Annotated in this window: 13 protein-coding genes; 7 read left to right on the top strand and 6 right to left on the bottom strand. The window is 76.4% G+C overall.

Annotated elements, in window-relative coordinates; genetic code table 11:
• The first annotated feature begins 629 nt into the window (after positions 1–629).
• Positions 630–1,871, top strand: coding sequence for a hypothetical protein (locus LG943_RS14660; protein ID WP_270072835.1), 1,242 nt, complete (start codon positions 630–632; stop codon positions 1,869–1,871).
• A gap of 48 nt (positions 1,872–1,919) precedes the next feature.
• Positions 1,920–2,222 (top strand): hypothetical protein, encoded by a 303-nt coding sequence (locus tag LG943_RS14655; RefSeq protein WP_270072834.1) that lies wholly within the window; start codon positions 1,920–1,922, stop codon positions 2,220–2,222.
• 37 nt (positions 2,223–2,259) lie between these two features.
• Here the strand turns inward: LG943_RS14655 and LG943_RS14650 are convergent, their stop codons facing one another.
• Positions 2,260–3,036 carry a nucleotidyltransferase domain-containing protein gene (locus LG943_RS14650; RefSeq protein ID WP_270072833.1) on the bottom strand — a complete coding sequence of 259 codons (777 nt, stop codon included), beginning with the start codon at positions 3,034–3,036 and terminating at the stop codon, positions 2,260–2,262.
• A 29-nt stretch (positions 3,037–3,065) separates the two neighbouring features.
• Here LG943_RS14650 and LG943_RS14645 point away from each other — a divergent pair, with 29 nt between their 5' ends.
• Both LG943_RS14645 and LG943_RS14640 read left to right on the top strand, forming a co-directional pair.
• Positions 3,066–3,833, top strand: a complete 768-nt coding sequence (locus LG943_RS14645; RefSeq protein ID WP_270072832.1) for a HipA family kinase — start codon at positions 3,066–3,068, stop codon at positions 3,831–3,833.
• Positions 3,830–4,228: a DUF3037 domain-containing protein gene (locus LG943_RS14640; RefSeq protein WP_270072831.1), complete on the top strand. Its 399-nt coding sequence runs from the start codon at positions 3,830–3,832 to the stop codon at positions 4,226–4,228. Before LG943_RS14645 ends, LG943_RS14640 begins: the two co-directional genes overlap by 4 nt.
• 50 nt (positions 4,229–4,278) lie before the next feature.
• Here the strand turns inward: LG943_RS14640 and LG943_RS14635 are convergent, their stop codons facing one another.
• A complete protein-coding gene (locus LG943_RS14635) occupies positions 4,279–5,490 on the bottom strand; it encodes an MFS transporter (RefSeq protein ID WP_270072830.1) in 1,212 nt (403 codons plus the stop codon).
• Between the two features lie 334 nt (positions 5,491–5,824).
• On the opposite strand from LG943_RS14635, the gene LG943_RS14630 reads away from it, so the two are divergent.
• From LG943_RS14630 to LG943_RS14620, 3 genes are all read left to right on the top strand, one after another.
• Positions 5,825–7,102 carry a multidrug effflux MFS transporter gene (locus LG943_RS14630; protein ID WP_270072829.1) on the top strand — a complete coding sequence of 426 codons (1,278 nt, stop codon included), beginning with the start codon at positions 5,825–5,827 and terminating at the stop codon, positions 7,100–7,102.
• Between the two features lie 157 nt (positions 7,103–7,259).
• Positions 7,260–9,140 (top strand): AMP-binding protein, encoded by a 1,881-nt coding sequence (locus tag LG943_RS14625; RefSeq protein WP_270072828.1) that lies wholly within the window; start codon positions 7,260–7,262, stop codon positions 9,138–9,140.
• 103 nt (positions 9,141–9,243) lie between these two features.
• Positions 9,244–9,684 carry a hypothetical protein gene (locus tag LG943_RS14620; protein ID WP_270072827.1) on the top strand — a complete coding sequence of 147 codons (441 nt, stop codon included), beginning with the start codon at positions 9,244–9,246 and terminating at the stop codon, positions 9,682–9,684.
• Positions 9,685–9,700: 16 nt separating this feature from the next.
• On the opposite strand, the gene LG943_RS14615 is transcribed toward LG943_RS14620, so the two are convergent.
• The 4 genes from LG943_RS14615 to LG943_RS14600 form a co-directional block, all read right to left on the bottom strand.
• Positions 9,701–9,922, bottom strand: a complete 222-nt coding sequence (locus LG943_RS14615; RefSeq protein WP_270072826.1) for a hypothetical protein — start codon at positions 9,920–9,922, stop codon at positions 9,701–9,703.
• 61 nt (positions 9,923–9,983) lie between these two features.
• Positions 9,984–10,628 carry a response regulator gene (locus LG943_RS14610; RefSeq protein ID WP_270072825.1) on the bottom strand — a complete coding sequence of 215 codons (645 nt, stop codon included), beginning with the start codon at positions 10,626–10,628 and terminating at the stop codon, positions 9,984–9,986.
• Positions 10,629–10,718: 90 nt separating this feature from the next.
• The gene (locus LG943_RS14605) at positions 10,719–11,987 is read right to left on the bottom strand and encodes a sensor histidine kinase (protein ID WP_270072824.1); all 1,269 of its coding nucleotides are present in this window, start codon (positions 11,985–11,987) and stop codon (positions 10,719–10,721) included.
• Positions 11,988–12,227: 240 nt separating this feature from the next.
• Positions 12,228–13,199, bottom strand: coding sequence for a hypothetical protein (locus LG943_RS14600; RefSeq protein ID WP_270072823.1), 972 nt, complete (start codon positions 13,197–13,199; stop codon positions 12,228–12,230).
• Between the last annotated feature and the right edge of the window lie 267 nt (positions 13,200–13,466).

Genomic DNA, 13,466 nt, shown 5'->3' with positions numbered 1-13,466 from the left:
GGCGGCGGTCCGGGCCGCCCGTCCGACGAGCAGGACGGGACGGGACCCCGGACCGGGGGAGGCGGGCACGCGCTCAGTGCTGGCCACCAGGGCGCGCGGGAAAACGCAGGGGCGCATCAGGGAGCGCCCGCCGCGCGGGCGGGCGCCGCAGGGGCGCGGCGCTGACGCCGGGGTCATGCGGCGGCGGGCGCCCGCCGATGCGGGCGGGGGCCGCCGCAGGTTGCCCGGCGCTGCCGCGCGCGGGGGCGCGGCAGGGGCGTCAGACGCGCGGGGACTCCTGGGCGCGGGTGCGTCGATGCGGCCGGTCCGGGGAGGCGGACCGGTGGCGAAGCCGGCGCGAGGGCGCCGAGGACCACCGGATCGCGGACCGGCGCAGGTAGATCGCGTTGATTCCCATAACGCCGGGCAGGCTAGCCGCCGTAGGCCGGGCCGCACAACCGGTTTTCCGCGCCGGCGCCCCGCCGCGCGTTCACCGCGGTTTCACCGGGGCGCCCGCGGTGGTTGCGCGCCGGTTCAGGGCTGGTGTGGGAGTGTGTCGGGCGTTCTGTAGCCGGCACCGGCCCGCGACCCCGGCCGCGCCGCCCCCCTGTGTTCTTCTTCGCGCACCGCCGCGCACGTGAGGATGGCCGATGGCCGAGCAGTCCGCCGACTCCGCCTATTCCCGCCTTAGCGAGTTGGGCGCGGAGGTCTACCACCGCCCCCGCGCGCACGCCCCCTATGAACTGCCGGTCGCCGCGCTGGTGGTGCAGTATCCCGGTGCCGACGCGCGCGCCCACCTCCAGCGGCTGCGGGAGGAGTTGGGGGCGCGGGGCACCGTGGTGGTGGCCGACGAGCACCGGCTGATGCGCTATAGCCGCCATTGGGATGCGCTGGGCAACTTCCAGACGGCTATGGGTTTGGCGCAGGAGTGGGGCGCGGCCATGGTGGAGGGGGCCCGCCAGGGCACCCTGACCAAGCAGGAGCGCTTCCGCTTCGCCGCCCAGATGCAGGAGGCCACGCGCGAGCGCTCGACGCCGGAGGTCGCCGCCTATGTGGGCGCGGTCGCCGAGGGCCGGCCCGCCGAACTGAACGGCGTGGCGGGCGACTGGATGGCCGCGGCCCTGGAGGCGCACTGGGCCACGGGCTCCGTCCTGGACGGCCTGATGCGGGACCTGGCGCGCGCCGACGCCTCCGAGGCCGCCGACGCGATCGTGACGAGCGCCCGCCAGCAGGGCGACCAGGTGGTGCGGGTGGTCGACGGCTCGCGCGCGTCCATCGAGGCCGCCCGCGCCGGTTTCGCCTACCGCGAGGGCCTGCCCACGTACTCGGGGCGCTGGAGCGCGGTCCTGCCGCGCGAGCGGGTGGCCTGGGCGGCGGCCGCCGAGCGGGAGATGCGCGATGCCCAGGCGTGGAATCGCGCCGCCCGCATCCCCCCGATCTACGCATACATCAACACCTCGCCGCTGAAGAACCTGCCGACGCCCTACGACAACGGCGACCACCGCGCGGGCGGCATGTGGCACCGCGCCGAACTGGTGGCCTCGGGGCGGGCGCGGCCCTTCAGCGTGAGCACCGGCACCACCCGCGCGGCGGAGCGCAACCTGGCCGGCGAGGCGGCCAAGTGGATGCGGCGCCAGCGCGACCGGATGTCGGTGGGCGACCGGAACTACGTCGACACGGTCCTGCGCGGGATCAACCGGCACCACGAGGACGGCAACATCGCGGACCTCGACGGCGTCACGCGTGCCGAGGCGGCCGCCGCGGCGCGCCCGGGGCCGGCCAAAAGCCTCGGCCAGGCGGTGCGCGCCCGGCTGGCGGCGCGGGGGCTGGCGTCCAGCCCGCGCCGCTCGGCGCCCCGCCCGCCCGCACCCCGCCGGGGCGCGGCGCGCTAGCGCGCGCCCTGCCCACCGCCACCGCCGAACCCGCCGAGGAGCCTGACCGTGAGCGCCGCCGAACCCGTTGAGACCGCCCCCGACGCGGCCGAGCCCGGCGACGACCACGCCGGCGCGGCCGCCTTCTACGCCGCGCGCGACCGGATCGACGCCGCGATCGGCCGGCAGCGGGCGCTGCTGGAGCGGGCGTCGGCCGCCGGTGACGCCGCCGCCGAGCGCGCCGCGCGCCAAGCCCTGGAGACCGCCCGCGCCGATTCCGAGCGCCTGGTGCGGGCCGACGCGGCCGGGGACGCCGCACAGGTGGCGGCCATCGCCGCCGCCTACGCCTCGCCGGCGCCCCCGTCCGGCTGAGCGCGCCGCCGGCGCTGTGCCCGGTGGCGCGCCCCGGCTAGGCGTCCACGGCCTCCTCCACGGCTCTGCCCAGCAGTTCGGCGGCGGCGTCCACGGCGGCCATCAGGGTGGGCGGCTCGGAGTCCAGGTGGGCGCAGACCTCGTCGATGTGGCGCAGCCCGGCGGCCTCCAGCAGCCGCTTCTCGTTGGTGACCCAGCGCCGGCGGGCCGCCATCACCGCGTGGGCGCACTGGGCGGCGGCGGTGGCCACGGCGCCCACGGTGGGGGCCAGTTGGCCGCGTTCGGCGTAGGCGGTGCGGGCGTAGGCCAGTTCCAGTTGGGCGGCCTGCCACCAGCGCCGGGGCGCGAGCCGGGCGAGTTCGTCGGGGTAGCGCGGGCGCGGCAGGTCGCCGCGCAGCACCTCGGCGCCGGCCAGTTCGGCCGCGACGATGTAGGTGGGCACCCCGGCGCGGTGGAAGGCCAGGTGCTCGACGTCGAAGCGGCCCTTGGCGGCCTCGGCGATCCGGTACTCGACGTCGTCGAGGTCGCGGTAGTGGACGTCGACGTGGCGGCCCTCCACCGTGAGCCAGGCGCCGCCGTTGAACACCCCGCCGCCCCAGGCGCCGATGTCGAAGACCTCCCCGGGCCAGCCCAAGGCGCGCAGGTCGGCGGGGTCGAAGCGGTGGCGGTAGTAGAGGGCGAAGTCCCAGTCGCTGTCGGGGCGGTGGGTGCCGGCGGCGCGGGACCCGCCCAGCGCCACCGCCTGGACCCCGGGCAGGCCGGCGAGGGCCTGGGCGATGTGGTCGCGAAACTCCGAGTCGTCGCTGAGGGGCATGGCGGCACGCTATCGGACGGCGGCGCCCTATGCTGATCGGCGTGCTAGAAGAGATCGCGGCGACGCGGTATGTGCTGCCGCTGCGCGAGGGCGGGTCGCTGCCCGGGCTGGTCGAGGCCGACGACTGCGGCATGTACGTGGTGAAGTTCGTGGGCGCGGGCCAGGGCCGCAAGACGCTGGTGGCCGAGGTGATCGCCGGTGAGCTGGCGCGGCGCCTGGGCCTGCCGGTGCCGGTGCTGGCGCTGGTGCGGGTGGACGCGGTGATCGGCCGCGGCGAGCCCGATTTCGAGGTGCAGGAGCTGCTCAAGGCCAGCGGCGGGCTGAACCTGGGCGTGGACTTCCTGCCGGGGGCGCTGGGGTTCGACCCGCTGGTGTTCGAGGTGGACCCCGCTCTGGCGGGCCGGGTGCTGTGGTTCGACGCGTTCATCGGCAACGTCGACCGCACCTGGCGCAACCCCAACATGCTGGTGTGGCACGGCGAGCCCTACCTGATCGACCACGGGGCCTCGCTGATCTTCCACCACAACTGGCGGGGCGCCGACCGGGCGGCGGCGCGCCCCTACGACGCGGCTGACCACGTGATGGCGTCGCTGTCGCCCGATGTGGCGGCGGCCGAGGAGGCGCTGCGGCCCCGGGTGACCGCCGCGCTGCTGGAGGAGGTGGTGGGCCTGGTGCCGGACGTGTGGCTGGAGGGCGAGGAGGGGTTCGACTCCCCGGCGCAGGTGCGCGCGGCCTATGTGCGCCACCTGCTGGCGCGGGCGCGCGAGCGGGTGTGGGTGCCGGAGGCGGTCCGATGAGCGGCGGCGCGCCCGGGGCGCGGGCGGTGTTCGAGTACGCGCTGGTGCGGGTGGTGCCGCGGCTGGAGCGCGGCGAGCAGGTCAACGCCGGGGTGATCCTGTACTGCCAGGCGCTGGGGTTCTTGGGCGCGCGGTGCGTGGTGGACGAGCCGCGGCTGCGGGCGCTGGACGCGGGCGTGGACGTGGGCGGTGTGGGCCGGGCGCTGGAGGCCGTGGAGAAGGTGTGCGCGGGGGGTCCGGGTGCCGGGCCGGCGCGCACCGAGGACGCCGGGCGGCGGTTTCGGTGGCTGACCGCGCCGCGCAGCACCATCGTGCAGCCCGGACCCATCCACACGGGGCTGACCGCCGATCCGGCGGCGGAGTTGGAGCGGCTGCTGGAGCGGCTGGTGCGCTGAACCCCGCAGCGCTCCGCGCGCCCGCACCGGCGGTGGGGGCGCGCGGGGCCTCAGACGCGGGCCAGGGCGCCCAGGTGGTGGCGGCGGGCGGCCAGGATCGCGGTGGCCACCAGGCAGCAGGCGGCGCCCAGCAGGTAGGGGGCCCAGGTGGTCAGCGCCTCGCCCAGGGTGGTGGCGACGAAGGGCGCGGCCGCGCCGCCGATCCAGCGCACGAAGTTGTAGCCGGCCGAGGCCACCGGGCGCGGCGCGTCGGAGACCTCCATGGCCGCCTCGGTGAAGGCGGTGTTGCACAGCCCGATGGGCACCCCGGTGGCCACCACGGCGGCGATGACGGCGGGGGTGGCGCCGGCGGCGATGCCCACGGCGATGGCGGCTTGGGCCAGCAGGAGCAGGACCAGGGCGGTGTGCAGCAGCGGGACGGTGCCGATGCGGCGCTGGAGGCGCGGGGCGGCCACGACCGAGGACACGGCCACGCACACCCCCCAGGCGAAGAACACCGCGCCGATGCCGTAGGCGCCCATGCCCAGCACGAACGGGGTGAAGGCGAGCACGGTGAAGAAGGCGAAGTTGTAGAACAGCGCCGTGGCCGAAGTTGTGGCCAGGCCGCCGTGGGCCAGGGCGCGCAGCGGGTCGCCCAGGCGGGTGGGCCGGTCGGGGCGGGCGGGGGCGCGCAGCAGTACCGCGATGAGCAGGAACCCGGCGGCCATGAGGACGGCGGTGCCGAAGAAGGGGGCGCGCCAGTGCCAGTCGCCCAGCACCGCGCCCACCAAAGGTCCTGAGGCGATGCCCACGCCCAGGGCGGCCTCGTAGAGGACGATGGCGGCGGCCATGCCGCCGCTGGCGGCGCCGACGATGACGGCCAGGGCGGTGGCGATGAACAGGGCGTTGCCCAGTCCCCAGCCCGCGCGGAAGCCCACCAGGGCGCCGACGGTGTCGGAGGTGCCCGAGAGGGCGGCGAAGACGACGACCAGGGCCAGGCCCAGCAGCAGGGTGGCCTTGCCGCCGATGCGGCTGGAGACGGCGCCGGTGATGAGCATGGCCACGGCGGTGACCAGGAAGTAGCTGGTGAACAGCAGGGAGACCTGGGAGGGCGTGGCCGCGAGCCCTTCGGCGATGGAGGGCAGGATGGGGTCGACCAGGCCGATGCCCATGAACGCCACGACGGCGGCGAAGGCGGTGGCCCACACCGACAGGGGCTGGCGCCAGGGGCTGGGGGCGGGTGCGGGGCGCGCGGGGGCGCGGGTGTGGCCGGTGGTGGACATGCCGGGCGGTGTTCCTTGCGTGCGTGCGGGTGCGGGGCGCGCGGGCGGTGCGGGCGCGCCGGCGGGCGCCTCAGGTGGTGGGGCGCCTGGTGCGGGCGGTGCGGGGGCGGGGCACCGCACCCACCATATGTTTAGCTTCGCTAACTAAGCAAGCCGGGGGCCTGCGGTTATGCCGCTGCGCGACGGAGTGGTGGCCAAGCTCACCCCGCCCGGGCGCCGCTGGGGGCGTGGAATTGGATGGCGGGCGCGGGCCGGCGCGTTGCAGCCTGAGGGTGCCGCGCCCTGCCCGCGAGCCCGCCCCCGAGGGAAGTGCCGACGAAGGAGGAGTTGCCGCGTGTCCACCAGCGCCCCGACAGAGGAGTCCGCACCGCCCCGGACCCCCGCCCCGCCCGCGCGCCGCGCCGCGGCCCTGCTGGTGCTGGTCCTGGGGGCGCTCACCGCCACCGGCCCCCTGGCCACCGACCTCTACCTGCCCGCCTTCCCCCAGATCGCCGCCGACCTGGGCGCGCCCCAGGCGCAGATCCAGCTCACCCTCACCGCCATCATGCTGGGCTTGGCGCTGGGCCAGTTGCTCATCGGACCCCTCAGCGACGCCCTGGGCCGGCGCGGCCCCCTCCTGGTGGGCCTGGCGCTGTTCACCCTCACCTCGTTCCTGTGCGCGCTGGTGGACTCCGCGCCGCTGCTGATCGGGCTGCGGTTCGTCCAGGGCATCGCCGGCGCGGCCGGGGCGGTCATCGCCCGCGCGGTGGTGCGCGACCTGTTCGAGGGCGACGACGCCGCCCGCTTCTTCTCCCGGCTGATGCTGGTCACCGGCCTGGCCCCGCTGCTGGGCCCGGTGCTGGGCGCCCAACTGCTGCGGCTGGGCCCCTGGCAGTTGAGCTTCGTGGTGCTGGGCGTGGCGGCCCTGGCCAGCCTGGTCGTGGTGGTGTTCGGGCTGCCCGAGAGCCTGCCGCGCGAGCGCCGCGCCGAACTCAATCTGGCCCGCCTGGGCGCCACCGCCGGGCGCCTGGCGCGCGACGCCGCCTTCGCCGGCCCCGCCCTGACCCTGGGCCTGAGCTTTGCCGCCATGTTTACCTACATCTCCTCGTTCTCCTTCGTCTCCCAGAGCGAGTTCGGCGCCAGCGAGCAGCAGTTCGCGCTGATCTTCGCCGTCAACACGCTGGGCCTGATGGCCGGCACCCAGGTCAACGCGCTGCTCATCGGGCGCGTGGAGACCTCGCGCCGGCTGGCCGCCGGGCTGGGCGGGGCGCTGGTGGCCGTGGCCGCCCTGGGCGCGCTGGCCGCCGCCGGCCCCACCGGGCCCTTCGCGCTGCCCGTGCTGACCGCGGTGTTCTTCCTGATGATGTTCAGCGTCGGGTTCGTGTTCCCCAACGCCACCACGCTGGCGATCTCCAGCCAGCCCGCCTCGGTGGCCGGCACCGCCTCGGCGCTGATGGGCTCGCTCCAGTTCGCCCTGGGCGGGGGCCTGTCCTCCCTGGCCGGGCTGACCGCCACCGGCGAGCCCACCCTGGCCAGCATGGCGGTGGTGATGGGCGCCGTGGGCGCGGCCGCCGCGCTGGCCTTCGCCCTGAGCGCCCGCTGGGCGCGCCGCGCGGCTGCTGACATCCGATGATCGCCTCAGCGGGTGACCATCCCGCCTGACCTGCCCGGCCGCCCCCTCCGCCCGGCCGCCGCAGGGTTGCCTGCGGGTGAGGATTGCGTGCACAGTAGGGCGCTGTGGCGCGCGCCGCCCCGGTGCGCCCCTGGGCGGTGGAGGAGTGGTCAAGGGCATGGCGAAGTCGCCGCGCGGCGCGGCCCCACAGCGGTTGCGGGGATTGGGCGATCTGGCCTACCACCACGGCGACCAGGCTCCCCGCCAGGAGGTCTACCTGCGCCCCGAGCCCCAGGGCGCGGTGGCGCCGGTGGGGGCGCGGGAGTTCGTCGCCGAGGTCGCCGCCGTGGCCAAAGGCCTCATCGGGGTCGGGGTGGCCGCCGGTGACCGCGTCGTCATCGCCGGGGCCACCGGGTACGCCGCCGCCGTGCTCGTCCAGGCGGTGTGGGTGGCCCGCGCCGTCGCGGTGGTGGTGGAGCCCGCCGCCTCGGCCGACCGGCTGGCCCGCATCCTGCGAGACTGCCGCCCGGCCGCGGTCGTGCTGGGCGACGGCCGCCACGCCCAGGCGGTGGCCCGCGCCGGGCGGGAGCTGACCGACCTGGCGCGGGTGTGGCGGCTGGACGAGGAGGGCCTGGCGGCCCTGGCCCGCCCCGGCGCCTACATGGACTCCACCGCCGTGCGGTTCCGCCGCGAGGAGCAGGAGCACACCGACCCCGCCGCCCTCGTCTACACCCCCACCGCCACCGGCCAGGTGCGCGGCGCCGTGCTGACCCACGGCGCGCTGCTGGCCGGCGCCTCGGCCGTGCTGGAGCGCCTGGCCCCCGCCCTGGAGCGCGTGGAGGAGGGCGAGGCGCCCACCGTGCTGGTGGAGCTGCCGCTCAGCGGCGCCGGCGGCCTGGTCGCGCTGGTGGCCTGCGCCCTGGCGCGGGCACGGGTGTGCCCGGTGGGCCGCGGCGCCGACGAGGACGCCCTGCTGCGCGCCGCCGCCCCCCACGTGGTGGTGTGCCGGGGCCGGCTGCTGTCGCGGGTCTACGCCCGCGAGCGCGCCATCGCCCACGAGACCAGTTGGGACAACCTCAACGCCTTCACCACCGCCACCGACCTGGCGGTGCGGTTCGACCAGTCGCCCCGCAAGGGGCCGTGGCGGCGGGTGTCGCGGGCGATGTACGAGTGGATGTACTCGCGCATGCGCGACGCGCTGGGCGGGCGCGCGGTGCTGGTGGTGTGCGCCGCCGGCACCGCCGAGCCGTGGCTGGACCACTTCTTCAACGGCGCCGGGGTGGAGCTGGTGCAGGGGTGGGGCACCGACGAGTCCGGCGGGGTGGTGTCCCTGGGCGTGCCGGGCCGCCGGCGCGGCGCCACGGCCGGGCCGGTCCTGCCCGGGGTGGAGGTGCGCCTGGCCGGCGACGGCGAGGTCTACGTGCGCGGCCCCGGGGTGTTCACCGGCTACTGGGGCGACGAGGCCGCCGGGCGCGCCGCCCGCTGGGAGGACTGGCTGGCCACCGGCACCGCCGCCAGCCTCGACGACTCCGGGCTGCTCACCCTGGGCCGCCGCCTGCGCCCCCAGGCCGCGCCCCTGGCCGCCGCCCCCCGCCAGGCCCGCCGCACCGCGCCGGCCGGCCCACCGCGCCCGGCCCCCCAGGCCCCCGACCAGGTGCCCGAGCCCGCCCGCGCCTGGGAGCGGCGGGTGTGCGGCCACCCCCTCATCGCCCAGGCCATGCTCATCGGGCGGGGCCGCCCCTACCCCGCCGCGCTGCTGACCCTCTCGGCCGACCAACTGGAGTACTGGCGGCTGGTCAACAACCGGCCGCTGGCCTGGTCACGCGAGGAACTGGTGATGGACGCCGAACTGGCCGCCGAGGTGCGCGCCGCCGTGGTCGACGCCAACAGCGGTGTGGAGCCGGCCTGGGCGGTGCGCGCCTTCCACGTGCTCGCCGAGGAGTTCAGCCCCACCGGCGGGCTGGTGCTGCCCGACGGGCGGTTGCGCCGCGACGCGGTCCTGCGCGCCTTCGCCGAGGAGATCGAAAGCCTCTACCGCACCCCCCAGGCCGGCCGCTGAGGGCGTGCCGGCGCGCGGGCGGGTCGCGCCCGCGCGCCGGCACGGGCATCATCGACCCCGTACCGGCGCACCCGCCGGGCGCCGCACACGCGAAGGAGGCGCCGTGACCGCTGCCGGCCGGCCCCCGGGCCGCTGGCACACCCCCGTGCTGGCCGCGGCGCTGGCGGGTGTGCTGGCCGGGTTCGGGCTGCTGGTGCTGGCCGTGCTGGCTCTGGTGGGCGGCCTGGTGGAGGGGTGGGGGCCGGTGGAGTGCGGCGGGCGGCCCATGACCCGCGAGCACATCTGCTACGAGGGCGCCAACCCGCGCGGGTATGAGGAGGTCGCCCGCGAGCACGCCGCCGCGTTCACCGACGGCGCGGCCCTGGCGCTGCCCGCCGGGGCGGCCGGCGCCGCCGCCCTGGCGGCGGGCGGGGTGGTGCTGGCGCGCGAGCGGCGCCGCCACGACGATCCGGCGCTGTTCCTGCGCTTTGAGCACCGCCATGCCCCGCGCTGCGCCACCTGCGGCAACTGCACCGCCTGCGACTACGCCTGCTGGTGCGGCTGAGTCGGGGGGCACCCGGTCAGGAGGCGGCCAGGGCCAGTTGGACGGTGGAGTAGACGATCAGCGCGGCGAACACCGTGAACACGATCCGGTACAGGCAGCACCCGGTGGGGGTGGGGTGGGTGTCGGGGTCGTCGAAGCGCGCGGAGACGTAGCGGCCGAGCCAGGCACGGGGAGTGAGAATGAACGCCGCGCAGAAGGCCAGCACCACAGCGTCCAGGATGAAGATCGAAACCGGCATGCGCACTGCGACGCGCGCGGTGGCCCCCGGGTTCCGCCGCCGGCCGCGCGCCCCGCGGCGGTCACTGGTTGAGGTAGGCCAGCACCGCCAGCACCCGGCGGCTGTCGTCGTTGGAGGGCGGCAGGTCCAGCTTGGTGAAGATGGAGTTGATGTGCTTGGACACCGCCTTGTCGGTGATGAACAGCCGCCCGGCGATGGCGGAGTTGGAGCGGCCCTCGGCCATCTCGGCCAGCACCTCGCGCTCGCGCGGGGTGAGCTGGGCCAGCGGGCCGGCGTCGCCGTGCTTGGCCAGCAGTTGGGAGATCACGGCGGGGTCCATGGCGGTGCCCCCGGCCGCCACGCGGCGCACCGCGTCGATGAACTGGCCGATGTCGAAGACCCGGTCCTTGAGCAGGTAGCCCACCCCGCCGGTGTCGTCGGAGAGCAGTTCGCGGGCGTAGAGCTGCTCCACGTGCTGGGACAGCACCAGGATGGGCAGGCCGGGCACGGCGCGGCGGGCGCGGATGGCCGCCTGGAGCCCTTCGTCGGTGAAGGTGGGCGGCAGGCGGACGTCGACCACGGCCACGTCGGGGCGCTGGCCGGTCAGCGCCGCCAGCAGGTCGGGGCCGTTGTCCACGGCGGCCACCACCTCGAACTCGTGGGCCTGGAGCAGGCGGATGAGCCCGTCGCGCAGCAGGGCGAGGTCTTCGGCGATCACGACGCGCACAGCGGCTCCCGCGGTGGTGCGGCCCGGCGCGCGTGGCGCCCGGGCGGAGAAGGTGAGGGGACGGCGGAGCGCCCCCCGCACCGGCGGGGGTCAGCCGGCGGGCGGGGCCTGTGGCGCCGCACGCAGCGCGCAGGGCAGCTCCATGGTGACGATGGTAGGCCCGCCCGCGGGGCTCACGCACGACATGGTGCCGTCGAAGGCGCTGAGGCGGCGGCGGATGCCCGGCAGGCCGGTGCCGGAGTCGGGGTCGAGCCCGCCCACGCCGTCGTCGCCGACGATGACCACCATGCGCCCGCGCCCGTAGTTGATGCGCACCCAGGCTCGGTCGGCGTTGGCGTGCTTGGCGGCGTTGGTGAGGAGTTCGGCCACCGCGAAGTAGGCGGCCGACTCCACGGGGTCGGCCGGGCGCCCGGGCAGGTCGATGTCGACGGTGATGGGCAGGTGCTGGGTGATGGCCAGCGCCCGCACCGCGCCCTCCAGACCGCGCTCCACCAGCACCGGCGGGTGGATGCCGCGCACGAGGTCGCGCAGCTCGGTGAGGGCCTGGCGGGTGGTCTCGCGGGCCTCGGTGAGCATGCGGCGCGCGAGGTCGGGGTCGGCGGCCAGCATCTCCTCGGCCATGCCCAGGCTCATGCCCAGTGCCACCAGCCGCGCCTGGGCGCCGTCGTGGAGGTCGCGCTCGATGCGGCGGACCTCCGACGCCTGGGCGTCGATGGTCTCGGCGCGGGAGGTGGCCAGGTGCTCCACCCGGGCGGCCAGCCGCGCGTTCTCGTTGGGGGCCAGCAGGCGGCGGTTGAGCAGGGCGTAGGCGTGCATGATCGGCGGGGTCAGCAGCCAGAACAGCGCGAACAGGGCGGTGGCGGTGACCAGGGCGACGTAGGCGTCGGCCTGGCCGGCCACCGGGTGCAGCGCGTACCAGGAGTCCTCCCACCGCCACAGCCAGACATAGAGCACCGCCTGGACGGCGTGGGCGAGCAGGGTCAGGGGCAGCGCCGCCAGGGTCAGGCCCAGGGTGGCGTTGGTGGCCAGCCAGATGTAGTCGCGGCGGGCGGTGGGGTCGGCCAGCACCACGCTGATCTGGGTGCGCAGCCGGGTGTCGGGCAGGGGGCGGTAGCCGGGGTCGGGCACGGGGCCGTCGGCCAGCAGGTGGCCCAGCAGGCGGCGGTGGGTCTGGGCGTGGCCCCGCAGCAGCCGGGTCAGCGCCAGCAGCAGCGGCAGGCCCACCCAGATGGCCGACAGGCTCGCGGCCACCAGGCTCAGGACGGTGAGCACGACGCTGGCGGCGGCGTGGGCCACCAGCAGCAGCGACCACACGAACAGGGTGAATCTGTTCGCGGGGCGGTGGTCGGTGCGTGCCATGGCGGTCCTTCTGCGGTGGGTGGCGTCGGTGGCGGTGCCTTTCCATTGTGCGGGGTGGCGGGGGGTGCGCGCAGTGGTGCCAGGTCCCCTGTGGACACGGGTGGAGCGGTGTGGGCGCCGGCGGGCCGCACACACGCGCGCCGGCCGCGCGCAGCGCGGCCGGCGGCGGGGCCGGGCGCAGCGTCAACGGCGCCCGGCTGCGGGTCGGTGCCGGTCAGGGATGGCCGGTAGGGATCGGTGTCAGGCCCAGCTCATGTCGCTGGCGTAGGGCAGTTCGCTGACCCGGGTGTGGGCGTTGGCGTTGAGAGCGTCGCGCAACTGGGTCCAGGCGGCCTTGGGGGTGTTGTCGGTGCGCTCGCAGCCGCCGCGCTGGGAGCAGGCGGTGTGCTGGGCCAGCGCCCCGGCGAAGCGCAGCGGCCCGTCGGCGTGGATGTGGCCCCAGTGGCTGACGGCGGCCCACTGGCGGGCCTGGATGCCGTCGGTCCGGTAAATCTGGGGGATGGCCACGACGGTGGGCGCCGCGCCGCCGGCGGTGTAGTGGACGTCGGCCAGGTCCCAGCCGTTGTTGCAGGCGGTGGTGCCGGTGGCGGAGGTGGGGCAGCCGTCGGCGGAGTTGGCGGCGTAGAGCGCGCGTTCGGTGCCGCGCGCGTAGGAGCCCACCCAGGACCGCGCCCAGGAGGGGGTGGACCAGGACGGCTCGGCGTCGACGGCCCCGGTGACGGTGACCGCCCGGTTGTCGGCGCGCTCGGCGGAGGCCTCGACCACGCGGGCCCAGGCGGTGCCGGCGGCGGCCCCCGAGACCCCGCCGTCGTCCTTGTTGTTGACCCCCAGCGCCAGCACGGCGGTGGTGTCGCCGGTGCGGCACTCGGCGAAGGACTCGGTGTAGGCGGCGGCGACCTGGGGCACGCGGTCGGTGGAGGTGCGGGCGGCCTCAGTGGAGGCGGTGGTGCCCGGCGGGCGCAGCAGGTCGCCCTCCTCCTGGGTGCCCAGGAACAGGATGCGCAGGCCGTCGCGGTTCTGGCGGGCGTCGGCGCAGCCGGCGTCGCGGGCGGTGCGCAGGTCGGCCTCGGAGCCGTCGAGCACCAGGTAGCGGCTGTCGGTGTGGCCGGGGTAGTCGGGCTGGGCCGCGGCGTGGGCGGGTGCCGCGCCGGTGTGGGCCAGGGCCAGGGCGGCGGCCAGGGCGACCAGGCGCGCCGGGGCGGGTACGTGCATGGCGTTCTCCTCGGGCTGTGCGCGGGGCGGATCCCGAGGCCATTGAGCCGCGCGACCGGCGGCGGGGGCACGTACCCACGGGTTCGGGCGGTTCCGTGACGCAGCGTGCCCAAAGGGGTGAATGCGGATGCGCTCGGTGAGCGGGGGGGTGCCTCTATGTCTTTGGTCAAGCGAGGCGTGGGGTTCTGGGTTCGTAGAAGGTGCCGTCGCGGAGCATCGCGAACAGCACGTTGATCCGTTGTCGGGCGAGTCGGAGGAGGGCCTGGG

Origin of the sequence: Streptomonospora mangrovi, assembly GCF_027604915.1 — a bacterium.
GTDB classification, from domain to species: Bacteria; Actinomycetota; Actinomycetes; order Streptosporangiales; family Streptosporangiaceae; genus Streptomonospora; species Streptomonospora mangrovi.
Note: the sequence above shows the minus strand (reverse complement) of the source record. Positions and strands in the feature narration are given on the sequence as shown.

Coding starts and splice junctions, on each gene's coding strand:
- LG943_RS14625 (WP_270072828.1), top strand. CDS start 7,260: ATGGCGAAGTCGCCGCGCGGCGCGGCCCCACAGCGGTTGCGGGGATTG.
- LG943_RS14660 (WP_270072835.1), top strand. CDS start 630: ATGGCCGAGCAGTCCGCCGACTCCGCCTATTCCCGCCTTAGCGAGTTG.
- LG943_RS14600 (WP_270072823.1), bottom strand. CDS start 13,199: ATGCACGTACCCGCCCCGGCGCGCCTGGTCGCCCTGGCCGCCGCCCTG.
- LG943_RS14650 (WP_270072833.1), bottom strand. CDS start 3,036: ATGCCCCTCAGCGACGACTCGGAGTTTCGCGACCACATCGCCCAGGCC.
- LG943_RS14635 (WP_270072830.1), bottom strand. CDS start 5,490: ATGTCCACCACCGGCCACACCCGCGCCCCCGCGCGCCCCGCACCCGCC.
- LG943_RS14605 (WP_270072824.1), bottom strand. CDS start 11,987: ATGGCACGCACCGACCACCGCCCCGCGAACAGATTCACCCTGTTCGTG.
- LG943_RS14615 (WP_270072826.1), bottom strand. CDS start 9,922: ATGCCGGTTTCGATCTTCATCCTGGACGCTGTGGTGCTGGCCTTCTGC.
- LG943_RS14640 (WP_270072831.1), top strand. CDS start 3,830: ATGAGCGGCGGCGCGCCCGGGGCGCGGGCGGTGTTCGAGTACGCGCTG.
- LG943_RS14645 (WP_270072832.1), top strand. CDS start 3,066: ATGCTGATCGGCGTGCTAGAAGAGATCGCGGCGACGCGGTATGTGCTG.